The sequence below is a fragment of the Pseudaeromonas sharmana genome, from assembly GCF_042649925.1.
GTDB lineage: Bacteria > Pseudomonadota > Gammaproteobacteria > Enterobacterales > Aeromonadaceae > Pseudaeromonas > Pseudaeromonas sharmana.
On record NZ_JBHSAF010000001.1, the window covers coordinates 72297 to 97934 of the forward strand.

The 25638-nt window shown below is 59.7% G+C and carries 20 protein-coding genes, 1 pseudogene and 1 riboswitch; of the genes and pseudogenes, 6 read left to right on the forward strand and 15 right to left on the reverse strand.

The window, feature by feature from the left end; genetic code table 11:
* Nucleotides 1-151: 151 nt before the first annotated feature.
* Nucleotides 152-841, forward strand: a complete 690-nt coding sequence (yjjG, locus tag ACFOSS_RS00350) for a pyrimidine 5'-nucleotidase (RefSeq protein ID WP_377149741.1) — start codon at nt 152-154, stop codon at nt 839-841.
* Between the two features lies 1 nt (nt 842).
* On the opposite strand, the gene dmeF is transcribed toward yjjG, so the two are convergent.
* Entirely contained in the window at nt 843-1841 is a 999-nt protein-coding gene (gene dmeF, locus ACFOSS_RS00355; protein ID WP_377149744.1) for a CDF family Co(II)/Ni(II) efflux transporter DmeF, read from the reverse strand.
* Between the two features lie 106 nt (nt 1842-1947).
* Between dmeF and ACFOSS_RS00360 the strand changes: the two genes are divergently transcribed.
* Nucleotides 1948-2217, forward strand: coding sequence for a metal/formaldehyde-sensitive transcriptional repressor (locus tag ACFOSS_RS00360; protein ID WP_377149746.1), 270 nt, complete (start codon nt 1948-1950; stop codon nt 2215-2217).
* 12 nt (nt 2218-2229) lie between these two features.
* On the opposite strand, the gene ACFOSS_RS00365 is transcribed toward ACFOSS_RS00360, so the two are convergent.
* Nucleotides 2230-2394 (reverse strand): CCE_0567 family metalloprotein, encoded by a 165-nt coding sequence (locus tag ACFOSS_RS00365; RefSeq protein WP_377149748.1) that lies wholly within the window; start codon nt 2392-2394, stop codon nt 2230-2232.
* A 194-nt stretch (nt 2395-2588) separates the two neighbouring features.
* Between ACFOSS_RS00365 and yidA the strand changes: the two genes are divergently transcribed.
* Complete coding sequence (gene yidA / locus ACFOSS_RS00370; RefSeq protein WP_377149750.1) at nt 2589-3401, forward strand: sugar-phosphatase; 813 nt, start codon at nt 2589-2591, stop codon at nt 3399-3401.
* A 68-nt stretch (nt 3402-3469) separates the two neighbouring features.
* Here the strand turns inward: yidA and ACFOSS_RS00375 are convergent, their stop codons facing one another.
* The 6 genes and pseudogenes from ACFOSS_RS00375 to purH form a co-directional block, all read right to left on the reverse strand.
* Nucleotides 3470-3709: a DUF2960 domain-containing protein gene (locus ACFOSS_RS00375; RefSeq protein ID WP_377149753.1), complete on the reverse strand. Its 240-nt coding sequence runs from the start codon at nt 3707-3709 to the stop codon at nt 3470-3472.
* A 663-nt stretch (nt 3710-4372) separates the two neighbouring features.
* A pseudogene (locus tag ACFOSS_RS00380) lies at nt 4373-4585 on the reverse strand (VF530 family protein); the annotation flags it as partial.
* A gap of 191 nt (nt 4586-4776) precedes the next feature.
* Entirely contained in the window at nt 4777-4977 is a 201-nt protein-coding gene (locus tag ACFOSS_RS00385) for a hypothetical protein (RefSeq protein ID WP_377149756.1), read from the reverse strand.
* 355 nt (nt 4978-5332) lie between these two features.
* On the reverse strand, nt 5333-9541 hold the full coding sequence (gene pulA / locus ACFOSS_RS00390) for a pullulanase-type alpha-1,6-glucosidase (RefSeq protein ID WP_377149758.1): 4209 nt from the start codon (nt 9539-9541) through the stop codon (nt 5333-5335).
* 441 nt (nt 9542-9982) lie between these two features.
* Nucleotides 9983-11269 carry a phosphoribosylamine--glycine ligase gene (purD, locus tag ACFOSS_RS00395; protein ID WP_377149761.1) on the reverse strand — a complete coding sequence of 429 codons (1287 nt, stop codon included), beginning with the start codon at nt 11267-11269 and terminating at the stop codon, nt 9983-9985.
* A 114-nt stretch (nt 11270-11383) separates the two neighbouring features.
* Nucleotides 11384-12976: a bifunctional phosphoribosylaminoimidazolecarboxamide formyltransferase/IMP cyclohydrolase gene (gene purH, locus ACFOSS_RS00400; protein ID WP_377149764.1), complete on the reverse strand. Its 1593-nt coding sequence runs from the start codon at nt 12974-12976 to the stop codon at nt 11384-11386.
* A gap of 345 nt (nt 12977-13321) precedes the next feature.
* On the opposite strand from purH, the gene ACFOSS_RS00405 reads away from it, so the two are divergent.
* Nucleotides 13322-14701: an esterase-like activity of phytase family protein gene (locus ACFOSS_RS00405; RefSeq protein ID WP_377149766.1), complete on the forward strand. Its 1380-nt coding sequence runs from the start codon at nt 13322-13324 to the stop codon at nt 14699-14701.
* A 152-nt stretch (nt 14702-14853) separates the two neighbouring features.
* On the opposite strand, the gene ACFOSS_RS00410 is transcribed toward ACFOSS_RS00405, so the two are convergent.
* Nucleotides 14854-15564: a hypothetical protein gene (locus ACFOSS_RS00410; RefSeq protein WP_377149768.1), complete on the reverse strand. Its 711-nt coding sequence runs from the start codon at nt 15562-15564 to the stop codon at nt 14854-14856.
* Nucleotides 15557-16603, reverse strand: coding sequence for a plasmid segregation protein ParM domain-containing protein (parM, locus tag ACFOSS_RS00415; protein WP_377149770.1), 1047 nt, complete (start codon nt 16601-16603; stop codon nt 15557-15559). Before parM ends, ACFOSS_RS00410 begins: the two co-directional genes overlap by 8 nt.
* Nucleotides 16604-16976: 373 nt before the next feature.
* Between parM and ACFOSS_RS00420 the strand changes: the two genes are divergently transcribed.
* Nucleotides 16977-18359 carry a PhoH family protein gene (locus tag ACFOSS_RS00420; RefSeq protein ID WP_377149772.1) on the forward strand — a complete coding sequence of 461 codons (1383 nt, stop codon included), beginning with the start codon at nt 16977-16979 and terminating at the stop codon, nt 18357-18359.
* A gap of 596 nt (nt 18360-18955) precedes the next feature.
* Here ACFOSS_RS00420 and thiQ read toward each other — a convergent pair.
* Genes thiQ through thiB form a run of 3 tightly spaced genes read right to left on the reverse strand, consistent with a single transcriptional unit; the run spans nt 18956 to nt 22265 of the window.
* On the reverse strand, nt 18956-19660 hold the full coding sequence (thiQ, locus tag ACFOSS_RS00425; RefSeq protein WP_377149775.1) for a thiamine ABC transporter ATP-binding protein: 705 nt from the start codon (nt 19658-19660) through the stop codon (nt 18956-18958).
* Complete coding sequence (gene thiP / locus ACFOSS_RS00430) at nt 19647-21287, reverse strand: thiamine/thiamine pyrophosphate ABC transporter permease (protein ID WP_377149777.1); 1641 nt, start codon at nt 21285-21287, stop codon at nt 19647-19649. Before thiP ends, thiQ begins: the two co-directional genes overlap by 14 nt.
* Nucleotides 21288-22265 (reverse strand): thiamine ABC transporter substrate binding subunit, encoded by a 978-nt coding sequence (gene thiB, locus ACFOSS_RS00435; protein ID WP_377149779.1) that lies wholly within the window; start codon nt 22263-22265, stop codon nt 21288-21290.
* A 50-nt stretch (nt 22266-22315) separates the two neighbouring features.
* Nucleotides 22316-22406: riboswitch (TPP riboswitch) on the reverse strand.
* 74 nt (nt 22407-22480) lie between these two features.
* On the opposite strand from thiB, the gene ACFOSS_RS00440 reads away from it, so the two are divergent.
* Complete coding sequence (locus tag ACFOSS_RS00440; RefSeq protein WP_377149781.1) at nt 22481-22774, forward strand: PilZ domain-containing protein; 294 nt, start codon at nt 22481-22483, stop codon at nt 22772-22774.
* On the opposite strand, the gene ACFOSS_RS00445 is transcribed toward ACFOSS_RS00440, so the two are convergent.
* Both ACFOSS_RS00445 and ACFOSS_RS00450 read right to left on the reverse strand, forming a co-directional pair.
* Entirely contained in the window at nt 22738-23742 is a 1005-nt protein-coding gene (locus tag ACFOSS_RS00445) for a hypothetical protein (RefSeq protein WP_377149783.1), read from the reverse strand. The two genes, ACFOSS_RS00440 and ACFOSS_RS00445, sit on opposite strands and share 37 nt — an antisense overlap.
* Nucleotides 23727-25433: an ABC transporter ATP-binding protein/permease gene (locus ACFOSS_RS00450; RefSeq protein ID WP_377149785.1), complete on the reverse strand. Its 1707-nt coding sequence runs from the start codon at nt 25431-25433 to the stop codon at nt 23727-23729. The genes ACFOSS_RS00445 and ACFOSS_RS00450 overlap by 16 nt, the downstream gene beginning before the upstream one ends.
* Nucleotides 25434-25638: the final 205 nt, after the last annotated feature.

Consider the following 25638-nt stretch of genomic DNA (forward strand, 5'->3'; position numbering starts at 1 on the left):
AAACCCGGCGTTTGCCGGGTTTTTTCATTCTGCCCGCGGCCTGCGGCAACTTTCCAGGTCTAGCCCGCTTTCTGTTACAGTGTACATCGCCGCGTTATGCGTCATTTGACGTGAGTTGTCGTGGTGGTGTGGATGGTTATATGGAGAGCTTGTGGTGGCCTATCAGTACATTCTTTTTGATCTCGACGATACCTTGTTCGATTTTCCCGCCGACCGGGCCTTGGCTCTCGCGTTGGAGCACTACTCTGTCACGCTGACGCCGGAATTGCTGGCTGATTATCAACAGCTGAATCAGGCGTTATGGCAGCAGTACAATCAGGGAAACATCGATGCTCAGACGCTCAAGTCCGAGCGGTTCCGCGAGCTTGCCCCAATGGCAGGCACAGATCCCCTGACCTTAAACAGTCGATTCCTGCAAGCCATTCTTCAGTGCAGCCAGCCGTTATCCGGTGTCGAGCAGACGCTGCAGCAACTGCATGGTCGCGTTGGGCTTGGCATCATCACTAATGGTTTTGCCGATGTGCAGCACGCGCGCTTAAAGCAGAGTGGCTTAGCCCGTTTCTTTGATTTCGTCGTGGTCTCCGAAGAAGAAGGGGTGACCAAACCGGATCCGCGCATTTTCCATAATGCCTTGTCGCGGATGCCGGCAGTCAGTGCCAACGATGTGTTAATGGTCGGCGACAACCCTGGAACCGACGTTGCCGGCGGCGCAGCCAGTGGCATGGAAACTTGCTGGTTCAATCTTTGGCGCCAGGATAAAACCGTGGCAGCAACCCATATCATTGAGGAGTTTGCCGAACTGCTGGTTTTACCCCGGGTTAAAGCGTTGCTGCCTGCGTGATTTAAGCCAGCTCCAACGTAAGGTGAACTAATCCGGGGATGCTCCCTAAGTGTTCGCGAATGCGCTGGCGTTCCAGCGTGGTCGGGGCCAAACCAACGATGGCGGCAAATCGCCCTTCACCTACTCGCCAGACATGCAGATCCGTGAGCTGCAATTGCAGCGAAGTGAGCTGTTGTTGCAACTGCTTGCGGATCTGACCGTGACTTTCGACGTCAACCAGAATGGCGGATGTTTCTACCAGCAATCCCTTGGCCCAAATCAGTATCACGGCAGCACCAACCAGTCCCATGACGGGATCAAGCCATGCCGCGCCCCACAGCATGCCCCCCAGAAGTGCGACGATAGCCAGGATGGAGGTCGCGGCATCAGCGAGTACATGTAAATACGCGGCACGCTTGTTTAAATCCCCATGAGCATGTTGGTTATGCTCATGCTCATGCTCATGCTCATGCTCATGCTCATGCTCATGGTCATGGTCATGGTCATGGTCATGGTCATGGTCATGGTGGCCATGATGATGCGGGTGATGGTGGCCACCATCACCCAGTAGCCAGGCGCTGAGAAGATTGACTCCCAGGCCGATCGCGGCGACCAGCATGGATTCGGCATAGTTGATCTCGCCTGGGGATAACAAGCGGATGATAGATTCCCAAATCATGGAGATGGCGACGATGGCTAGAAACAGGGCGCTGGTATAGGCGCCGAGAATTTCAATTTTCCAGGTGCCAAAAGCAAAGCGGTGATCGCCGGAATAACGGCGCGACAGCATGTATGCCAGCAATGAGACACCCAGAGCCAGCACATGCGTTCCCATATGCCAACCATCGGCCAGCAGCGCCATGGAGTGATATCGCCAGCCAGCCAGAATTTCAATCACCATCATAACGGCGGTCAGTATGACGACAAGGCGAATACGATGCTCACTCTGTTGCGAGGGTCGAGAAAATGCGCTGGCCTGGCCACAGGTCAGCGGTAGTACAGGTTGTGATGGTTGTGACATAAGCGGTTTTCCTGCAGAAGTCTTTTTTTCGGAATATACTCCCCCCTAGTATATGCAGCAAGTCAATCCGCTGGATAATTCATCGGTTGATTGCCGAGGTAACAAGATGAGTCATACCCAAAAAGACAAGAAAGCGCTGCTCAATCGCGTCCGACGCCTGAAAGGTCAACTGGAAGCGCTCGAGCGGGCCTTGCTTGATGAGCAGGGATGCTATGCCGTCCTGCAGCAGATTGCGGCGGTTCGTGGCGCTGTGAATGGCTTGATGTCACAAGTGATTGAAGGACATATCCGCGATCACATGCAACCGTTGATCCCGGGCGAGGATAACGAGGCCAGTGAAGGACTGATCAAGGTGCTGCGTTCCTATCTGAAATGACGGCATCGGTTGCTAGTCGCTGGGCACGGCGTTGGCGGCCTCAATCGTTGCAATCAATTGCTGACACAACTCAGGTAGCCTTTGATAATCCTGCCAGAGGCGTTCTTCCACGATATCGTGAATTTGTGCCGCCAGCTCTGATGCCTGGCGTTTGAGTCGAGCGCGAGTCTTGTGCATTGTTTCCATGATGGGCCTTTGGGCTAAGCGTCCTACATTAGTGGCTAGCAATGTTTATGCAAAAGATAAAAGTTTATAAATCAATTTGTTATGCATTCGGCGTTGGTCTGGTTGTCGACAATCACGCCGCAATGTCTTGATGGCGCCAAGACGTCGCGCTATGCTGCAACCGGTTGCATTCTCGAGGATACAAGATGTACAAACTGATAGCTCTGGATATGGATGGCACTTTATTGCGTGAGGATGGCTCTATCTCCGCGAGGACGCAGCGTGCGATAGCCGAGGCGAAGGCCAAGGGTGTCAGGGTCGTCCTGGCCTCTGGCAGACCATTGAGCGGAATGGCCCGCTTTCTGGATCAACTGGCGTTGACGTCACATCAGGATTATGTGCTCAGCTACAATGGCGCCCTGATTCAAAACGTGGGTTCGGGTGACGTACTCAGCCGCAATGTGCTGACGGGTAAGGATGTGCGCGAGTTGTACCGTCTCAGTCAGCAATTGGGTGTCAACATTCACGCGTTTTCACACACCCGTGGTCTGATTGCGCCACGCACCAGTCGCTATACGGAAGTGGAGCGTTCCCATAACGATTTGACCCTGACGTTGGTGGATTTTGCCGCGATTCCGGAAGATGAGGCGATTCTAAAAGTGATGATGGTGGATGAGCCTGCATTGCTGGCGGAGGCGATGGCTCAGCTGCCAGAAACGGTTTATCAGCATTATACCGTGTTGCTCAGTACGCCCTATTTTCTTGAATTCCTGCATCCACATAGCAATAAAGGTAATGGTGTTGCTCAGTTGGCGGCCCATCTGTCGATTGAGCCGCAGGCTGTCATCTGTGTGGGAGATGCAGGTAACGACGCTCATATGATTGATTTCGCCGGCCTCGGAGTGGCGATGGGGAATGCAACAGATGCGTTGAAGCAGCAGGCTGACTACATCACCCTGAGCAATGAGGATGATGGTGTCGCCCATGTGATTGAGAAGTTCATTCTAAAGCAGCCGTAATCCGTTCAGCATGTGGATAAAAAAAGCCGTTGCAGATAGCAACGGCTTTTTTATGCCGGCGTGGCCTGTTATTCGCGAATGACCTGGATGTCACTGAAGCCAAAACGTTCAAATTCATTTTCGCGATAATCACGCAGTGCCTTTTTATCGCGGGTCAGGCTTGCGATCTGCTTTTCCATTGCCAGAAACTGGGTCAAGTCTATGCCTTCGGCCGCGGCCAGTGCCTCGTAATGATCATGATATTTGTCATTAGCGAAGCGAATGGTTTTAGGTTCACCGTCAAAGCGATACTCAATGCGCAGCGCCATCCACTTTCACCCTTACTCTTGATTTTCACGCTGGCGAGGACGCTTGTTTTGTCCCGGCTTGCCCCATGGGGATGCGGGCTTGGCCCCTTCTGCTGCCGACTTCTCTGTTCCTCGGCTCTGAGATTGACGACGTGGTCGCTTTGCCTGCTCGCCTGTGCCTTTTTCGCTGTTCCGGCGCTCTTTGTCACCATTGCCACTGCGAGAGCCTTTATTCAGCTGCTCGGCATAGCGCTGCTGCATCATGCGCTCCTGTTCCACCGGGTCCGCATCATTGCGCCATAGCTGCTGGCTATCGGATGCTGCGCGGCGTTCGCGTTGCGCGCGCGGTGCATTCCCCTTATTGGGGCCCTGTGGCTTGCCGTCCTTGTCGCGCGGGCGGTCATTGCGCTTGCCGCGGCCATCAGCCGACTGGCGTTGCGAGCCTTTACCGTCACCACGGTTGCTCTCGCCACGTTTCCCGCGAGCACTGGAACGCGGTTTTTCCCGGTGGCTGATACGGGGGCGAATCGATGACGGGGCGGCTGAATTTTGCTCTTCCTGGTCAGTCTCTTGTTCCTGGTTTGCTCCCTCCGCCTCGGTCGGCGTTGACTCGGCGGCAGGTAGACGACGACGCAAAATCTTGCGTGGCTCTGTCGCCGCGGCATCATCGCTGGTTGCGGTTGGCTGGCTGGAGAGGTAAATCTCCTCCAGCTTGGCGCGTGCCCACGGCGTCCGGCGCAGGAAGGTGAGACTGGATTTTAACGACGGGTCGTTAAGAAAGCAGTTGATTGGCAATTTTTCTGACAGCTGTTCCCAACCATAATGATTGACCAACTGGCTCAGCATTGCCTCAAGGGTCACGCCGTGAAGCGGATTGTTCTGTTGTGCGTTGTCCATAGGAAACCTGAAGATATGATTGCGCGCCTGAAGGACCGCAAGGCTGCGATCGGCACACATGAACAACAACCCCCATCCCATACGCAGGGCACCATAGTCAGCGCCAGGGTTGTCCAGCCCGCATTGAACAGCAAAAAGCCGTCCGGGTCAAAGCCTCCGTGATGACTCAGGGCAATTATACAGGCAAATACTCAAATTGCTGTGCGCTTGCTCATCAACTGGGCGGCGATAAAGTACCTCGGGCGCCCCTGATGCCAGCGAATACAGGCCAGGACCACAGACCCGAACCGGTATTCCCATTCCTGAAAAATGGATGGCGGTTGAATACCGGCATGTCTGAGGTATTCAACAAATAACAGGGACTGATTGATTTCAAGCAATGTGGCTTCCATCGCTCTGACTCCGGAACTGAGATGGCCGGATTCTAGCGGCGATGAGCTGAATCAGAACTGAACGTTTTTTATCCTGACGCATTATTTTCGACGCTTGGGCAAGCTGCGCCATGCAATGAAGTGACGTGCCTGCACGCCAGGCATGCCGCGTGGCGTCATGACAAAAAAATGAACAGTCAGTATGAAAGAGGGCGATGACACCTGGTTTCAATGCCGGCTCCTGGGGCGTGGCTGGTGCATGGGGCTGGATGGCTACATCCAGTCTTTCCAGCTTTTCCAGTCTTGGCATATTGCCGGCTGCAGATAAAAAAGCGGGGCCTGATGGCCCCGCTTGAGGTGATGTGTTGCGGTTGCCTTATTGCAGTTGGCAAACCTGCATGCTGCCTACCGTGGCAGGGGTATTGGTCGGTACGCTGTCAAACTTGATTTGGAAGATATACTCACCTGCACCCAGGTTGAGGGTATTCTTCTGCAAGTCTTCGGTACCAGCGGTATAACCGTACAGCTCATAAGACTTGTCGAATTCCAGCGGCTTGATGGCATTGCCCCCTGAGGCAGCGATGAACTGGGTAGTCCAGCTACCATCATCGCTGGCGACCTTGAAGCCGTTGTAAGTTTGCGCAGAGTCAGACATGTCCAATGGACCCGTCACCTTGACCTGATAGATACCATTGCCCTTGTAGCTCAGCTGATAGGCGGCATCGAAGTTCCAGCTTGAGTGGCTGCCACGCAGAGCCAGCTTGGTGTCACCCAAAGTGGCGGCCTCTGAAGAGTCTGGCAACAGCGCGCACGCGGCAGCCGGTTCTTCAATGGACAGCGTCAGCGTCGGGTTATCCTTGCTCATTGCCTTGAAGGTGAAGTGGTAAGTCCCAACCTTGGTGACATCCAGTGCGATGTTGCCCTTGGCGGCATCGCCTGCACACAGGGTCAGCGGCGTACCTGCCGTCAACTTGGCGCCAGCAGTACAGACGCCGTAGTTAGCAGCACCACCCTTGCCGGTATCACCCCACACATTATCGGCGACCTTGATTTCAACGCTCTTGGTACCATCACCGACAAAATCGGCGCTGATATCTGTGGACAGCGCGTAGCTGTAGTCAGCACCCGTGAAGGTAAACAGGTTGGCATCGCTGAAATCCCAGCTGCCAATCAGGCTACCTGGCAGGTAGATGCCCAGATCACCGAACGGTGCGACAGTGGACAGATCCTGCTTGTGAGATACCGGCAGGCCAGCGCCTTGGGTTTCACCCTGGGCCTTGACGAACACGGCGGCAGACCAGGCAGGAACGTTCAGCTTGCCATCCACCACTTCAGCACCAGCACCGATAGAGGCAGTTTCCAGAGCCTGTTGTACCGGGCTCAGTGTGTAACCGCTCAGGTCGATGGCGTTGTCGGATCCATCCTTGAACTCACCGATGGACTGGCTGTCCGGGGTTGCGTTGATCACCACAATCACCCCATCGACTGCCTTATCCAGATCGCTGACGGCAGAGCCATCGTCGATGGACATGGCGATCAGGCCTGGTTGGGCATTCGGACCGACGTTGCGGAAGTCCACACGGTTCATGACATCGGTGCCGCTACCCAGCGTGAACAGCGGGGAAGACTGACGCAGTGAGGTCAATTCCTTGTAGAAGCTCTCCATTTGTAACAGCTCGGCGTTGCCAGGTGTCGCAGCGGCATTCTTGACCTGTTTGATCAGCGGGTAGTTATCGCCATCCTTGTCCTTGCGCGGCAGACCGACGTCATAGTTGTTGTCGCTCTTGGTGTAGTCGACGCGGTTGTACCAGTCGCCTGAGTCGTAGGAATCACGCTCGAAAGACTTGGAACGCAGCAACTCAGAGCCTTGCTGATCGAAGACGGTAGCCTGACCCAGCATGACGGTGGCCAGCGAGACGGCTTGCATGCGGACGCGAGTCGCCAGGTCAGCTTCTGTCGGTGCCTTGTAGGCGATGATATCGAACAGGGTCTGGTTGTCATGCTTGCTGACATAGTTCTGGATTTCAATCGGATCTTGGGCATAGCCTGCCTTCTGACCGTTGTAATCGATGTCGGAACCCTTGGTCGGGATGCCATCCTGATTAACCAGGACAAACTCCTTCAGGTTACCAGCCATGCCAAGCATCGTCAGGTCCGCCAGGTGACGGGCTGAGCTTTCAGAGACCGCATCCTTCTCGTTTGGCATCACCAGGGCGCCGTTACCGAAGCCTTGGGTGTTACGGATGCCATCGCCGCCATCGAACGGGCTGCCGCCACGAACGGCGTCACGCAAACGGTCGGAGAAGCTACCGATACCGGTGCCAGCCAGGTTCGGTTGGGTGGCCTGTTCGAAGCGGGCGTTGCCTGCTACTTCACCAAAATCCCAGCCTTCGCCGTAGAAGTACATCTCTGGTGCGACTGCCTTGACCTTGGCCAGCGCTTCAACCATTTGCGCCTTCGGATGGTGGCCCATCAGGTCGAAGCGGAATGCATCAACCTTATACTGGGTAGCCCAAGTGACCAGAGAGTCATCCATCAGCTTGGCAAACATGGCATTTTCCGGTGCCGTGTTGGAGCAGCAAGTGGAGGTGGTGACGGCGCCGGTGGTCGGATCCAGACGTTGATAGTAACCCGGTACTACCTTGTCGAGGACGGACTTGTCGGCCAGGCCTGCAGCATTGGTGTGGTTGTAGACGACGTCCATGACCACGTTCATGCCGATATTTTCCTTGATGGCCTTAACCATCTTACGGAATTCGAGGATACGGGCAGTACCATCAGGATTGGTGGAGTAGGAGCCTTCCGGTGTGGTGTAGTGGAACGGATCATAGCCCCAGTTAAAGGAGTCGGTCTCGGAGACCATGCGGTTCAGCGCTTGACGCTGTTCGCCATCCTTATCCAGCGAGGCCAGTACGTCGGCAATGGTTTCGTCACCGGAGCAGTGGCTGTTGAAATCAGCACTGTTCTTGACGTTGCTGTTGACTTCACACAGCTTGCTGAACTTGTCATCGAGGTTGGCAACCTTGGCCGGATCTTCGTTGACCGTGGCGATGTCGAATGCAGGCAGCAGTTGCAAGTGGGTAACGCCGGCAGCGGACAGCTCCTTCAGGTGCTTCACAGCCAGTGAGTTGTCATCGGTCAGGGCGACAAATTTGCCGCGTTCTGCCGCATCAATTCCGGTGTCGAAGGCGGTCAGGTCACGAACATGGGATTCGTGGATGACAATCTTGGCCAGGTCTTTCTGGGTTGCCTGGCTGTGTGGCGCTTTCAGGGTATCCCAACCATCCGGCTTCAGCGCCGCATCATTCAGGTCGACAACCTGGCTGAATTCAGAGTTGGTGGACAGGCTCAATGAGTACGGGTCGGTGACCTCGTAGCTCTTCATGCTGTCGGCATCGGCGTTGTAGATTTCCAGCGCATAACGATAGAAAGTACCTGGCTCGACGTCACCGGTGTAGCTCCAGGAGCCACTGCTGGCATCCAGCGTCATTTCCTGCACGCCAGTTTGTACCTTGGCGGCATCGTAGAGGACGACGGAGACTTTCTGTGCGGTCGGAGCCCAGACGCGGAAGGTCACGCCGGCATCACCGACAATGGCACCATATTCCAGCTTCTTGGCGGCGTCGGCATAGACACCATCCAGACCAATGGCGGTCTGTACCTTGGTACCTTGATCGATGACGCCCTTGCTGTCGGTAGAGACGGCAACCAGTTCACCCTTGAGCAGGGTCTTGATATCGACACCATCCGGCAGCGTGAAGGCAGACCACTCCTTGATGGCACGGTTCTGTGCATCCAGAACAGCCTTCTGCGCATCCGTCAGGGTGGTGGGTTTCAGGTCGAAGCGCTTGTCGTAGCTCAGCTTGTTATCGCTGCCAGCGGCAATGCCGCCATCTGCATCAAAGTACAGGTTGACGTAAGCGGCATCCTTGGCGCCTTCCCAGACAACGGTCTTGGCGTCGATCAGGTGGGCAGCCGCATTGGAAATGCCAACGCTTTGGCCCGGAACCTTGGCGAAGGCTTCGGCACGAGTTGCAAACAGTTCGCCACCGACGATCAGCGATTGCTGACGGTCACTCAGCTGAATGTGCAGGTCGCTGTTACCGCTGACCTTGTTCTTGCTGGCATCGCGGACGATGACGTTGATACAGGCCGGATCGCCATTCGGGTTAACCGGGATTTCCCAGTACGGACCGTAGTTATCCACTTTGGTCGGCGTCTTGGAGACATCGTCCCAGCTGGTGGAGGTGGCGCCATCGGCTACACCGGCGCAGGTTGCATCGTTCCAGATGTAGAGGTTGTAACCCGCATAGTCGCTTGCGGAAGCACGGCCCTTGGTCGCCGCCTCGATGATGCTCTTCTGATCGATGAGGCTCAGGACCAGCGTATCGGCCGGAACGGCATCGTCAGCATAAATTTCTGTCGGATCAGGCAGTGTCGTCACGGTTGGCAACGTGACTTCCGGGTTGGTTGGCTTGGTGGGATCAACAGGCTTGCTGTCGCTATCAGAGCCGCAACCGGCCAGTGCCAGTGCGACAACGCTTGGCATCACATACCAGGCGAGCTTCTTGAATCTGAAATCCATACCTATGTTCCTTGTTGAGGTTTACCGGGTCTTGTTTTCACTTGAAAGTGGAAAGACATACGTCGGGACTCTTTCAACTTTCAGTCTTGACTGAATGCTCTGGTCCGTACGCAGTGGGCCGCACTATAGAAAGTGAAGAAGCGTAAAGATGTGATATGGAAACGTTTTCTTGAGCTTTGGTTTTCTTTGCGATGCATCAAAAAATCAAAGTTGCGATGTAAGTCAACTGTAAAAATTTGAAAAGGTTTTCAACATTTGAGGTAAATTTTCGTAATTAAATTACGTTTTGTAATATTTTGTAACCTTTAGGGGGGCTGGCAAAACGCTGAATATTGGCTGCGAGTTTGGGACAGGAAACGTAGAAAAGAACACCAAGAAATGAAAACCTAGCAAAAAAGAAAGCTGCCCAGGGGCAGCTTTCCAGTAGATCGTCACTTTGGCTCAGGCTTGTTCGCGCGCAATGGCCCGATAGCCGATGTCGCTGCGATAGAAGACGCCATCCCAGCTTACCTGACGTGCCAGCTCGTAAGCCTTCTGCTGGGCTTCCAGCACGCTGTGACCGAGCGCGGTGGCGCACAGTACGCGTCCGCCGGCGGTCACCACCTGGCCATCCTGTTCGGCCGTCCCGGCCTGGAACAGTTTGACGTCGACATTGTTGCCGGCGTCCAGGCCTGAAATGACGTCGCCCTTTTGCGGCTCGCCCGGGTAGTTGGCCGCAGCCAGCACCACGCCGACGGCGGCGCGGGTGTCGTAGCGTGCTTCTTTCTGGTCCAGTTCACCGGCACAGGCGGCGAGGCACAGCTCCACCAGATCGGATTGCATGCGCAGCATGATCGGTTGGGTTTCCGGATCGCCGAAGCGGCAGTTGAACTCGATCACCTTGGGGTTGCCCGCCGCGTCGATCATCAGGCCCGCGTACAGGAAACCGGTATAGACGTTGCCTTCAGCGGCCATGCCCTGCACTGTGGGCATGATGATGCGTTCCATGACGCGCTGGTGGATTTCCGGGGTGACCACCGGCGCCGGCGAGTAGGCACCCATGCCGCCGGTGTTCGGACCGGTATCACCGTCGCCAACCCGCTTGTGATCCTGGCTGGTGGCCATCGGCAGCACGTTCTTGCCATCCACCATGACGATGAACGATGCCTCTTCACCGTCGAGGAACTCTTCGATGACCACGCGGCTGCCCGCTTCGCCGAAGGCGTTGCCGGAGAGCATGTCACGCACCGCGTCTTCAGCCTCCTGCAGCGTCATTGCGACGATCACCCCCTTGCCGGCGGCCAGGCCATCGGCCTTGACGACGATCGGGGCACCCTTCTCACGCAGGTAGGCCAGTGCGGGCTCGACTGCGGTGAAGTTCTGATACTCGGCGGTCGGGATCTGCTGGCGGGCGAGGAAATCCTTGGTAAAGGCCTTGGAGCCTTCGAGTTGAGCGGCGGCCTGGGTCGGTCCGAAAATGGTCAGACCGGCGGCGCGGAAGGCATCGACGACACCGATAACCAGCGGCGCCTCTGGGCCAACAATGGTCAGACCAATTTGTTCTTGCTGCGCAAACGCGACCAGCGCCGCGATATCGGTGGCGCTGATGGCAACATTCCGGACCTTGGCTTCGCGGGCGGTCCCCGGATTACCCGGCGCCACGAACACCTGCTCGGTCAATGGGGACTGGGCGGCCTTCCAGGCCAGGGCGTGTTCACGACCACCGTTACCGATCACCAATACTTTCATCTTTTCCATCCTCTGGTCGGGGCGTGGCCCCGGCGAAAAAAAGGGGGGATGCGTCGGCATCCGCACTATCAATTGCTGTGTATGAGAAGGCCGCCCGCAGGCGGCCTGACACGATCAATGACGGAAGTGGCGCATGCCGGTGAACACCATCACCATGTCGTGCTCGTCGGCGGCGTCGATCACCTCCTGATCGCGCATCGAGCCACCCGGCTGGATGACACAACGCACGCCCGCGGCCGCAGCGGCGTCGATGCCGTCGCGGAACGGGAAGAAGGCGTCGGAGGCCATGCAGGAGCCTTCGACCTTGAGCCCTTCATCGGCAGCCTTGATGCCGGCGATCTTCGCGGAGTAGACCCGGCTCATCTGGCCGGCACCGATGCCAATGGTCTGACCGTTTTGGGTATAGACGATGGCGTTGGACTTGACGAACTTGCCGACCTTCCAGCAGAACAGCAGCTCTTCGAGCTCCTTCTCGGTGGGCTGACGCTTGCTGACCACCTTGAGGTCGCGCAGGCTGACCATGCCCTGGTCGCGATCCTGCACCAGCAGGCCGCCGTTGACGCGCTTGACGTCGACCGCGTTGCTCTTCTGAGTCCAGAAACCACACTCCAGCAGGCGCACGTTGGCCTTCTTGGCCACGGCGGCGCGGGCCTCTGCGGACACCGCCGGGGCGATGATCACCTCGACAAACTGACGGCTGACGATGGCTTCGGCAGTGGCGCCGTCCAGCTCGCGGTTGAAGGCGATGATGCCGCCAAACGCCGAGGTCGGATCGGTCTGATAGGCGCGATCGTAGGCTTGCAGAATGTCGTCACCCAGCGCCACGCCGCACGGATTGGCGTGCTTGACGATGACACAGGCCGGCTCGATGAACTCCTTGACACACTCCAGCGCCGCATCGGTATCGGCGATGTTGTTGTAGGAAAGCGCCTTGCCTTGCAGCTGGTTGGCGGTGGCGACCGAGGCCTCCTGCACGTCGGCTTCGACATAGAACGCAGCGGCCTGATGGGCGTTTTCGCCGTAGCGCATGTCCTGCTTCTTGATGAACTGGAAGTTTATGGTGCGCGGGAACTTGGAGCCTTCACTGGCCTCGTCGGTGACGCCATAGCTGGGCACCTTGGTGCCGAAGTAGTTGGCGATCATGCCATCGTAGGCGGCGGTGTGTTCGAACGCGGCGATGGCCAGATCGAAACGGGTGGCATAGCTCAGCGAGTTGGCGTTGCTGTCCATTTCGGCGATCACGCGGTCGTAGTCACGGGCGTTGACGACGATGGTGACATCCTTGTGGTTCTTGGCGGCGGAACGCACCATGGTCGGGCCGCCGATGTCGATGTTCTCGATGGCGTCGGCCAGCGAGCAATCCGGCTTGGCGACGGTGGCGGCGAACGGATACAGGTTGACGGCCACCAGATCGATCGGGCTGATGCCATGTTCGGCCATGATGCCGTCATCGGTGCCGCGACGGCCGAGGATGCCGCCATGAACCTTAGGGTGCAGGGTCTTGACGCGGCCATCCATCATTTCCGGGAAGCCGGTGTAATCGGAGACTTCGGTTACCGGCAGGCCAGCATCGGCCAGCAGGCGAGCGGTTCCGCCGGTGGAGAGCAGTTCTACGCCACGAGCCTGCAGGGCGCGGGCAAACTCCACAATGCCGGTCTTGTCTGAGACGCTCAGCAGGGCGCGGCGGATCGGTCGAGTGTTTTCCATCTCTTCGGTGTCCTCTAAAGGTTCCAGGGGGTGTTCGCAAAGCGCGCTCGCCAATGGGCTGGCGGAGTGCGCTTTGCCAAACGCCCCTGTCGGTGGTGGCCATCCTGGCCGGCTCGGGTGGGCGCGTATTCTACACAAAAGTGTGATGGCTGGCGATGTTTTTGCATGGTGCGGCGCCAGTGCTGGTGCGGCAGGAAACGTTTGTCTGCAAGCGCTTGAATTCGTGCCGTTTCATTCCGCTGTCTTGTCATGGCGTTGTCACGTTACGGCGGCAGCATGGCTCCGATCGGCCGCTGGTGCCGAGGTAGCGACATGGGTTTTCTTTTTTTTTGACAGGATGTTCTGATGATGCGTCTGCATAGTTGTGCGCTCGGGCTGGCGATGGTGCTGGGATCGCTGGCCGTTCAGGCGGCTGAGCCGCAGGTAGTGGCCAAATTGACGATTCCGCTGCCGGCCGAGAGTCGGCTTCACTACCAGGGACCGTTCGCCTCGGCATTCGGAGCGGGTTTGCCGCTTGGTCTGGGCTCCGGCCTGTTTTTCGATGGTCAGGATGCGGACGGCACGCTGCACTTTGTCAGCCTGACCGACCGCGGCCCCAACGGCGATGCCCCGCAGTGGCACGGCAAACAGGAGAGCAAGATCTTCCTGCGTCCGGACTTTACTCCGCAATGGCGTCCGCTACAGGTGAAGGATGGCCAGGTCAGCGTCGGCGCCGCGGTGCTGCTGCATGACGGTCAGGGCGTCCTGCATGGCCTGCCGTTACCGGCAGGCACGGTCGGGGCGACCGGTGAGCAGGCCATCGATGCGGCGTTGCAGCCGGTTGCCGTGCCGGATAGCCGGGGGCTGGATAGCGAAGGTATCGTGGCCGATGGCCGCGGTGGTTACTGGTTGTGCGACGAGTACGGCCCCTTCCTGATCCATGTCGATGGCCAGGGCAAGGTGCTGCAGAAGTACGGCCCCGAGGCGCAGGGTGGCAGCAAGGCGGTGGCCTCGGGTCTGCCAGCCGTGCTGGCATGGCGGCAGCCGAACCGCGGTTTTGAAGGCATAGCACGCCTGCCGTCGGGCAAGATCATTGCCGCTGTGCAAAGCACACTGGATATCGAAGGAAAAACGGCCAAGCAGGCCAGCTTTATCCGGCTGCTGGAGCTGGATCCGGCCAGCGGACAGACGCGGATGCTGGCTTATCCGCTGGAGGCGGGGTTCTACAAGAAGAACAAGGATGCCAAGTTGGGGGATCTGGTGGCGGTGGATGAAACGACGCTGCTGGCCATTGAGCAGGGCAAGGATAAGGACAAGCAGATGCACAATCGCATCTACCGCCTCGACTTGGCGGCGGCCAGCGATCTGAGTGCGTTGCGTGTCGAGGGTAAGGAGCCGGAGTTTGCCTCCGCAGCGGCATTGGCTGCGGCCGGGATGCGTCCGGTCGGCAAGCAGTTACTGGTGGATTTGCAGGCGCTGGGCTGGCAGGCGGAGAAGGCCGAAGGGCTGGCGCTGATCGATGCCAGGACGTTGGCGATCAGCAATGACAATGACTTCGGGGTGGCGGTGAAGGTCACACAACCTGTGGCGCAGAGCAAGGATATCACCGACTACAGCACCGAGGGCGATGGCAAGTTGCGCTACGATGGCCAACCGGTCGCCAGCCGCGTGCAGTTGCAGCCGCTTGATGCCGCCGAGTCGGCATCCCTGTTGTGGCTAATCCAGCTGCCGCAGGCGCTGCGTTAGCGGCGCTTGCTGTGGCGATGACGGGCAATCGGTCGTGATGATGTCAGATTGCATCATTCCGTCGTCAGGCTGCGCCGCAGACCGGGTCATCTGCCGGCGAAAGACAGCGTGGGCCAGTCCAGGGACTGGCCCACGTCATTGTGGCGTCCGGCTCAAAACAGCCCTTTTTGCTTGATGCGGCGCAGCCGCTCCGGATCGGGCGCGACTGCGCTCAGGGTCGTGGTTTGCGGGCCACTCTGGCTGGTGGCGGAGCTCGGGCCCGACGTCTCGCCGGCACGGCCGCTGGCCGCCGGGGCGGCGCGCAGGCGCTGCAACTGCAGGCTCTGGGCCTCGGCCAGCTGGCGCAACTGCTGCATCTGTTCCTGCATCTGCGCCATCTGTTGTTGCTGCTGTTGCCATTGTTGCTGCAGTGCCTCGGGCAGCACACTGCTATCCACGCTGGCGGGCGCCGCCGGCGCCTCGCTTTGTTCCTGCAGCGTGCGTTGCAACCACTGCTGTAGCGCTTCCAGCTGGGCGCTGACCTGGGCATCGGCGCTTGCGGCCGGCGCCGTGGCCTCTGCTTGCCACAGGCCGCAGATCTCGAGCTGTTGCAGCAGGCTGTCGATGCGCGCCTCCGGCTCCTCGTTGGCCAGCGCCAGCGAGCGGCATAAGCGCGGGCTCAGTTGATAGAGAAACAGTCCGGCCATGTAGATGTCACGGTGGAACAGGCGTACCAGCATATCCAGATCGGCGCGTTCGCTGTGGCTCTGCCTGGCTTGCCGATACCACTGCTGCAACACCGCCACGGCGCGGCGATCCGCCTCCGAGGTCTCCGGATTGACGTACAGCGTCAGGTTGAGTTTGCGGGCGCCGCCGTTACTCATCCCCGACCTCGAGCAGAACCGGGCTCTCGATCTCGACGCTGGTATCCTCGGCGTGATACAGGCAGATCTCGCGTGACAGCGCGCTTTGCGGGTTGTCGATCAGCACGACGCGATCGCCCAGCGTGGCATAGGCTTCGCGGATCGCATCTTCGATCAGCGGCGCACCGCCGCCCACCAGATAGACGCGGTTCGGATGCTTGGCGAACTTCTTCGCCTCATAGGCTACCTGATCGCCCAGTTCGCGGATACGGGTCTCGATCTTGTCGAGGATCGCCGGGATCTTGCTCTCGTCGTTGACGATGCTGTGCACGAAGTCGAGATCGTGGCGGCGCTTGATCAGCTCGTTGGCCACCAGGTAGCTGGAGTCGCTGTCGGCAGCGGCCAGCGCCTTGCGCGCGACATCGGTCACCATGGAGACGCCAATCTCGTTGTTGCCATAGATGGCCGACACGTCGTCAAACTCGCCGACGATGATGCCCATGTCCAGCGTGGTGCCACCGCAGTCGATCACCAGGGACTTGGTAAACTCGTTGCAGTTGGCGTTCAGCAGATGGGACAGCGCCGCCGGCAGGCTCTCCGGCATCACTTCGACATGCACGATCTTGAACAGCTCGCCCTTGTTCAGGCTGATGTCGCGCGTCAGGTTGCGGCGCTTGGCCTCGATGCGTGCCTCGTTCTTCTGGCAATCGTCCGGGTGGTAATATTCGGTGATCGGCAGCGTGACGACGATGCTGACCGGTTGCGGCGGCAGTCCGGTCTGCAGCAGCGCATGGTGCACCGCCAGCAGGTTCAGATCGTCGTACTGGTACTCGATGTGGGTGGTCGAGAGCGCCTTGTCCGACGTGGCGTCATAGGTGTATTTGGTGGTGCCAATCGTGTAGTTGTACACCTTCTGGCCACGCAGCAGCGCGGCACTCTTCCAGTCCTTGCGAAACGAGTTCGGCGAGACGATGGTCTTCAGGCTGCCGTGCTCGATCCAGCTGACCTTGACGTTGGTGGAGCCATCATCGATGGCAAGTTTCATCTGTGATACCGACATGGAGCTATCCTCTGACACGCAGCGCGGCGCCAGCGCGAGATACGCTGGCATTACAGCGGTATTTTATTGTTTAAGTGATTGTTTTTAAATCATAAATTGGCTGAAATCTGCTTCCGCATGCGCGCTGGATGCGGAAGTTAATTTTCCGTATGTGTGGCGGTAATCGGTGCAACAATTCGTGCAAAAAACAAGCAAGTAATTGCCGGATAACGCTTTTTTGTTTGCTGCTTCGCAAAGGTGGTCAGCAGGCGGTTGCGAACGGGGGGATAACGGGTGTACGGTGGAATCGAGTCATAGTCCTGTCATCCGGCTGTGGTGTAACTGTCATCGGAACGTCATTGACCGGATCCGCGACCAACCAGGGAGGCTGCCTATGGAGAGCGACGATCGCAAGCTGTTTGTCCTCGACACCAATGTTCTGCTCCACGAACCCCTCGCCATTTACTCCTTTCAGGAACATGACGTCATCATCCCGATGACGGTGCTGGAAGAGCTCGACAACATCAAGGATCGCCAGAAAGATGTCAGCCGCGAAGCGCGGGTGGCGATCCGTACCCTGGAGGATGTGTTCCGCGAGGCCACTCCCGAGCAGATTGCCGAAGGGGTCTGGCTGGGACAACGGGGGGGCGAGCACAGCACCGGACGGTTGGCGATCTTTGCCGACCACAATCTGCCGGAAGGCGAGGCGGTGTTTACCAACAAGGAGAATGACAACCGCATCATCAATGCCGCGCTCTACCTGCAAAAGAGCCATCCCGAACGCCAGGTGGTGCTGGTGACCAAAGACATCAACATGCGTCTGAAGGCCAAGGGCACCGGTCTCAAGCATGTCGAGGATTACCGCACCGATCAGCTGATTGACGATATTCGCCTGCTGGCCAAGGGGTTCCAGCGTCTGGAGGGCGACTTCTGGGAGCGGGTCGGCGAGGTCGATACCACCAGCAGCGGACGCGATGTCTACCACTGGGTGGCCGAAGAAAAGGTCCCCGATACCCACATCAACCAGTATCTGCTGGACGAGCAGGAGCAGTTTGCCGGCCGCGTGCAGGGGCGCGACAACGGCCGGCTGCAGATCAAGGACATTGGCCGCGAACGCCTGATGGGGCGCCATGCCTGGGGCGTGCACCCGAAGAACATCTATCAGGCGATGGCACTGGATGCGTTGCTCGATCCGACGCTGGATCTGGTGATTTTGACCGGCCCGGCGGGCTGCGGCAAGACCCTGCTGGCGATGGCCGCGGCACTGGAGCTGGTGATTGAGCGTGGCATCTACGAGCGCATCATCGTCACCCGCAACACGCCGGAGATCGCCGAGAGCATCGGTTTCCTGCCCGGCACCGAAGAGGAGAAGATGATGCCGTGGCTGGCGGCGGTGACCGATACGCTGGAGGTGCTGCACAAGCATGATGTCAGCAAGGAGGGGTCGCTGCAGTACATCATGGAGAAGGCCAACATCCAGTTCAAATCGGTCAACTTCATGCGCGGCCGCAGCCTGCAGAACACCTTCGTGCTGCTCGACGAGTGCCAGAACCTGACGCCATCGCAGCTCAAGACCATCATCACCCGCTGTGGCGAGGGCACCAAGCTGGTCTGCTCCGGCAACCTGGCGCAGATCGATTCCACTTACCTGACCCCGGTGACATCCGGCCTGACCTATATCGTTGAACGCTTCAAGAACTTCGAAGGCAGCGCCAACATCTACCTCAACGGCGTGATCCGCAGCCGTCTGGCGTCGTTTGCCGAGGAGAATCTCTGACGCCAAGCCGATAACCGCGCGCACAATGCATGCGCGCGCATTCCGACCAAGGGGGCCAAGGCCCCCTTTTCAGCGCCGCCATAGCGGCAATGCCATCGCGGCAATCTATCTCAATTTGTGATGGATAGGGGCTGGGTTCTATTTATGAAACAGATGGCACTCCGGTGACGGGGCCGATGCGGTGATCAGCGGTGCGCGGTCGCGACGCCTGTTGCATTCCGAGCAAGGGGGCCAAGGCCCCCTTTTCCGCGCCGCCATAGCGGCAATGCCATCGCGGCAATCTATCTCAATTTGTGATGGATAGGGGCTGGGTTCTATTCATTAAACAGATGGCACTCCGGTGACGGGGCCGATACGGTGATCAGCGGTGCGCGGTCGCGACGCCTGTTGCATTCCGAGCAAGGGGGCCAAGGCCCCCTTTTCAGCGCCGCCATCGCGGCAATGTCATCGCAGCAATCTATCTCAATTTGTGATGGATAGGGGCTGGGTTCTATTCATTAAACAGATGGCACTCCGGTGACGGGGCCGATACGGTGATCAGCGGTGCGCGGTCGCGCTGGCCTGTTAGCGTGGGGGAATCCGGCCCCAAAGGGTCGCTAATCGGCGTCGTGGCCCAGATAGCGGCGCAGCGCCGCGTGTTCCGGTGCATCCAGGGCGCTGGGCGCACCACAGAACACAATGCGCCCCTGCTCCAGCAGTGCCAGCCGGTCGGCGACGTCGCGGGCCTCCTGTGGGTGGTGCGAAATCAGCAGCACGCCGATCCCTTCGACACGGGTCAGGCGGTGGATCTCGCGTAACAACTCCTGGCGCAGTGCCGGGTCGAGCGCGGAGAAGGGCTCGTCGAGCAGCAGCAGTGGCCGTTGGCGCACCAGGCAGCGCGCCAGCGCCACCCGCTGTTGCTGGCCCCCGGAAAGCTGTGGCGGCAGGCTGGCGAGGCGATCGCCCAACCCCATGCGTGCGGCGGCCTCCTGTACCTGCTGGCGCTGGGCCTGGCTCAAGCGCAGCGTCGGACTCAATCCCAGACCGATGTTCTGTGCCACCGTCAGGTGATCGAACAGGTTGTCGCTCTGAAACAGAGTGGTGAATGGTCGTTGCGCCGGCGAGAGGGCCAGCAGCGACTCGCCCTGCCAGCTCAGCGTCCCCTGCTGCGGGGTAGCAAAACCGGCCAGCAGATCCAGCAGTGTGCTCTTGCCGGCGCCACTGGGACCGACCAGCACCAGTAATTCGCCGGGTTGCAGCGTCAACGAGAAGTGAAAGGTCTCGCTGCCCCGCTGCAGCGTCAGGTCATCACAAATCAGCATCACGGCCTCCAAACAACCATTCGACCAGCGACAGCAGGCCGACACATAACAACAGCAGCAGCAGGGCCGTGGCGGCGGCCTGAGACAGGTGATAACTCCCCAGCTGCTGGAACAGCAACCAGGGCAGGGTTTGCAGTTCGGCACTGCCAAACATGGCCACGGCGCCGAGATCGCCGAGCGAGAAGATCAGCGCCAGCGCCAGCGCGCGGCCGAGCGCCTGGCGCAACAGCGGCCACTCCAGATAGCGCCAGCGTGCCCAACCCTGCAGGCCGAGGCTGACTGCCAGGCGCTCATAGCGCAGCACCGCTTGCTGCAACGCCGGTTGCAGGCAGCGCAGCGTATAGGGCAGGCTGGCCAGCGCATTAAGCAGCATCACCAGCCAGAAGCCGAGGCCAAACAGGTTGGCATAGGGGCGCAGCAGGATGAACAGACCTGTACTGAGCACGGCGGTCGGCACCAGCAGGATCAATGAACCGCTCGATTCCAGCAGCTGTGCCAGCTGGGGGCGTCCAAGCCGCAGTCGCAGGTGGCGGCTGCTGACCAGCAGCAACAGACTGAGCAGCACCGCCAGGCTGGCTGCGCCGCTCCCGATCTGCAACGAGGTGGCCAGCGCGCGCCACAGTGTCGGCATCTGCAGCGCCTGCCACAGCCCAGGATGCAGACCGCTGCTGACGATGGCCAGCAACGGCGGCACGAACAGCAGCAGTGCCAGCAGCAGCGCCGCGGCATCCACGACGCGTCCACCCAGGGTGTGACGATCCGGGCGCCACACGCCGCCCGGGGTACGACTGGCGCGTGGCGGCGGCAGTTGGCTCTGGTGGTGCCACAGCAGGGCCTGCGCCCCGAGCAGCAGGTGCCATAACGCCAGCTGGGCGGCGGTGGCCAGATCGAAGTCAAAACGCAGCGCCTGATAGACCGCCACCTCCAGGGTGGTGGCCGCCGGACCGCCGCCGAGCGCCATCACAGTGGTAAAGCTGGAAAAGCACAGCAGAAAGATCAGGCTGCCCAGCGCCGGCAGCTGAGAGCGCAACGCCGGCCATTCGACGATGCGCCAAAGGCTCCAGCCGCGCAGTCCCAGCTGGCTGGCCAGTCGCCATTGCGACTCGGGGATAGCCTCCAGAGCGAACAGCAACCAGCGTGCCGCCAGCGGCAGGTTAAAAAACAGGTGCGCCAGCAAGATGCCGCTGAGGCCATATAGATAGCTACCTGGCTGCCAGCCACAGGCCCGCAGCAGCTGGGGTAGCCACCCTTGCTGACCATGCACGGCCACCAGGCCAAACAACGCAATGATCACCGGCAGTACCAGCGAGATGCCGAACAGTTGCAGCAACAGCTGGCGCCCAGGGAAACGGCGCCGATGCAACGCGCGCGCCACCGGCAATGCCAGCAGCACACTGAGGGCCATCGACAGTCCGGCTTGCAGCAGACTAAAGCGCACCACATGGCGCAGATAGGGATCTTGCCATAGTGCGGCGGGGGCGTCGCCACCACTTAGCAACAGTGCCAGCAAGGGGCCCAGGCCGAGCAGTGCCAGCAGGCCGAGCGCCAGCGCGCCAGGCCCCCACCACAGGCGAGCGGCCGGTGACGGAAGCCGGGGAGGGGGCGAGCAGGTGGCGGAGCGTGTCACTTACTGGCTCACCGCCTGCAGCCATTCACGCAGCCAGGCTTTGCGTTCACTGGCAATGCGCGCCTGCTCCAGATGCAGGCTCTGACTCGGGGTCTCATCGACGTTGAAACCCGCCGGCAGCGCCACGGCGGTGACCGGATACATCCAGTTGCCGGTCGGGATCAGGCTCTGGAATTCCGGTTGCAGGATGAATTGCATGAAGCGTGCGGCCAGTTCCGGATGTGGGGCGGACTTGAGCTGGGCGGCGACTTCGACCTGGCGATAGTGGCCTTCACTGAACATGGCGGCCTGGTACTGGTTCTTCTGCTCGGCCAGCCGGTGGTAAGCCGGCGAGGTGGTGTAGGAGAGCACCAGATCGGCCTCACCCTTGAGGAACATGCCGTAAGCCTCGCTCCAGCCCTTGGTGACGGTCACGGTGTGCTTGGCCAGCTGTTGCCAGAAGGCAGCGGCCTGGTCGCCCTGGGTCTGCTTGACCCACATCAGCAAGCCCTGTCCCGGCGTGCTGGTGCGCGGATCTTGGTAAATGACCTTCAGGTCCTGGCGTGCGGCCAGTTCGCTCAGACTCTTGGGTACCTGCTTGAGCTTGCTGCTGTCATAGACGAAGGCGAAGTGGCCGTAATCGAACGGCAGGAAGCGGGTGTCCTGCCAGCCGCCGGGCAGCGTGATGGGTTGCAGATCCACCTTGTGTTCGGCAAACAGCTGGCTGTTGCGTGCTTCCGGCAACATGGCCTCATCCATGCCAATCACCAGATCGGCCTGACTGTGCGCGCCTTCAAGTTTCAGACGATTAAGGATGGCAACGCCGTCTTCGAGTGGCACAAAGGCGATCTCGCAGCCACACTGTTTTTCAAAGGCTTGCTTGATTTTCGGGCCTGGGCCCCACTCGGAAGCGAACGAATCGTAGGTGTAGATGGTCAATTGCGGTGCGGCTTCGGCCGCACAAACCAGCAGGCTGGCCAGCAGGATCAGGGAACGCATGTCGAACTCCTTGTCATGGATTCAGGCAGGCGTCCCACCGCACGGCGGGGTGCGGTGTTGTCTCAAATCCCTACGCCAGTGCTAACTGGATCAGGTTCCCGGGTATGATCTCAGCGGACGCCCGCACCCCGTTTGAAAACGCGGCCATTCTATTAACATTTTATGAACAATGCCAGCGCAGGCTGGCGGGTTGGCAGTCACGGGAGGAGAACGACGTGTTGACTGATCTGCATAAAGAGCGACGCGCATTCATGCGCATGATTGTCGATGCCCCGGTGACGCTGATCCGTGGTAGTGAACGTTACCAGGCCATTTGCCGCGATCTGAGCGCCAACGGCATGGCCATTGACGCCAGCGAGGGGCACTATGCGCAGGGGGATCTGATTCAGATCAGCCTGGCCACGCACAACAACCTGCTGCCGCCGTTCCAGGCCGAGGCGCGGATTGTGCGCGCCGACCCGGTGGATAGCGGTTACCTGCTCGGCATCGAGTTTGTCTCGGTCGGTTGAGTCGGTAGCGTGGTGTAGCGACCGGTTTTGATAAACAGGCGGCTCTCTTCCCCCAACTGGCCGAGCGGCAACGCAGATGGCCCGGTCGGCTCGACCAGCAACCAGGGTTGCGCCTCTAGGGTCAGCGTCTCTTCACCGGGGGCGGCCGGCAACGCCAGCGCCAGTAATGCGTGGTCGGGGATCACCACCAATCGGGTCGGGATCTCGGGCTGCAGATAGCGCCACAGGCTGGCCAGCAACACCGACTTGCTGTCACAGTCGCCCCGGTTCTCCAGCAACACCTGGCGCGGCAATAGAAAACCACTGCCGCGCTGACCATCCGCGCTCTGCAGCGCATGATAGGGAATCGTCTGCACGAACAGCAGCAGCCACTGCAAGCGGGTGCGCGGATCCGCCTGTTCACCGCCGGCCAGTTGCAACAGCGCTTCGGCGACGTCGCCCAGTTCGCTGCTGCTCTCCTCGATGATGCGGGGGTAATCGGGAAGCAGTCCCGACTGACCCCAGGCATCCTGCTGCTGTTGCAGATAGCTCTCCTTGAGCAAGGTGGCAAATTGTCGCTGTTGCTCCGCGCCAAGCCATGACTGGATCTCCGGCAGGCGCTTGCCGTCTGGGTCGTGGATCGCGATGCTCCACTCCGGTGTGGTCTGCAGGTGAAAGCGCGCCTCGGGCCACTGCTTGCCGGCCGCTTGTAGCAGACGGGTATAGAGCACGCGCCTGGCAGCGTCTGGCTGCCAGGGGCGAAAGGTGCCGAGCAGCGTCTGCGCCGGCAGCGCCAGACTAAACGACTGGATGGCGCCGCCGGCCAGGGCCGCTGGCGGTTGCAACCGATAGTGCAGCGTCAGGCCGTCACGGCGGAACGCCAGCTGGCGCGCCGGTGTGGCGGCCTGCACCGTCAGCAGCGCGGCCAGCAGCCACAGCGCGAGTGCGGCCAGCCCGCCGTGGCGATTTCGGCTCAGGCCAGCTGCCATTGGCCGTCCGCCTGCCAGCTCAGGCGCCGCTGGTGGAACGGTTGTAGCGTGCTGCGGTGCCCGACGCTGACCAGAATGGTGTTCGGCAGCTGCTGTTTCAGCAGGCCATACAGCTGGGCTTCGCTCTGTTCATCCAGCGCCGAACTGGCTTCGTCCATGAACAGCAGTGCTGGCTTGACCAGCAGGGCGCGGGCGAAGGCAACGCGCTGTTGTTCGCCGACGCTCAGGATCTGCGCCCAGGGTTCGGCATCGTCGAGACGCGGCGCAAGCTGCTGCAGCCCGACTTCGGCCAGCAGCGGGCTCAGCACGCTGTCCTCCTGCGGAGGCAGCGGGTAGCACAGCGCCTCGCGCAGCGTGCCCAGCGGCAGATAGGGTTTCTGGCTGAGGAACAGCACGGCACCCTCGGCCGGGAAGCGGACCTGCCCCTCGGCATAGGGCCAGAGACCGGCCAGGGTGCGCAGCAGCGTCGATTTGCCACAGCCGGACGGCCCCTGGATCAGCACCGATTCGCCGGCGGCCAGCTGCCAGTTGCCGTTGCACAGCAGCGCACTGTGTTGCGGGTTGCGCACCGTCACGCCGTTCAGGCTCAGGCCTGTCCCCTCGCGTTGTGGCGCCAGGCTCGGCAGTTGCTCGGTGTGATCCATGCCCTGCTGGAAGGTGGCCAGACGGTCAACCACCGCCTTCCACTGCGCCAGCGCGGTGAAGTTGTTAATCAGCGTGGACAGCGAATCCTGCACCCGGCCGAAGGCGTTGAGGATCTGCATCACACCGCCGAGCTGGATCGCCTTGGCGAAATAACTCGGGGCACTGACCAGGATCGGGAAGATGACGGCGGTTTGGTTATAGCCGAGCGTGAAGAAGCCGAGTTTCTTCTGCCGGCGCATCAGCCGGAAGTAGTTTTGCACCACGTTGCCAAAGCGCAGGTCGAGGATCTTGTCCTCTTCGCGCTCGCCTTGATACAGGGCGATGGATTCGGCATTTTCACGCAGCCGGATCAGCGAGTAACGGAAGTCGGCTTCAAACCGTTGCTGGTTGAAGTTCAGGCGCACCAGCGGACGGCCGATCAGGAAAGTCAGCGCGGTGCCGACCAGCGCATAGCCCAGGGCCAGCCAGACCATATAGCCTTGCGGCAGGTGGATCTGCTGGCCGAGCAGGGCAAATTGCAGCGGCGTCGACAAGGTCCACAGCACCATCAGGAAGGTAAACAGCATCGCGATGTCACGCAGTATGCCCAGCGACAGATCCAGCGTGCTGCTGACAAACTGGTTGATGTCTTCGGCGATCCGTTGATCCGGGTTATCGGTCTGGCGGTCGGTCAGTTGCAGGCGGTAGTAGTTACCCTTGTCCAGCCAGCTGGCCATGATGTGCTGTGTCAACCACTGCCGCCAGTGGATGCTCAGCATCTGCTGGAAGTAGGAGAGGTAGACCGAGACCACGACATGGATGGTGGCCAGGATACAGAACATGATCAGGCTGTCGGTGAAGCCCGGCAGGTTGTAATCCTGCAGCGCGTTATAGAAGCCGTTGTACCACTCATTGAAGCGCTTGGAGAGGTAGACGCTGCCGCCCATCAATACCAGCACCACCACCAGCAGCAGCCAGCCTTTGCGTCCGGCAGGGGAGACCCAGTAGGGTTTGAGAAGGCGCCAGAAATTGGGCCACAGGTGCTTGACCGGTGGGGTATCGCTCATAGTCAGGACTCCAGGATGCAAGGGGTGAGACACAGGCCGGCCCGACAGACCGGCGTCCTGCGGCGATTGTGACCGAGGCTGGGTCGACAAATCAATCTATCGTCGGTAAAGCGGTGTTAATTCATGGGCTTGTTGTCATTTTGTGCTTTTGGTGTCCATGGGAAATCGCCAGCCTGTCAACGATCACAGGGGCAGGAAAATATCC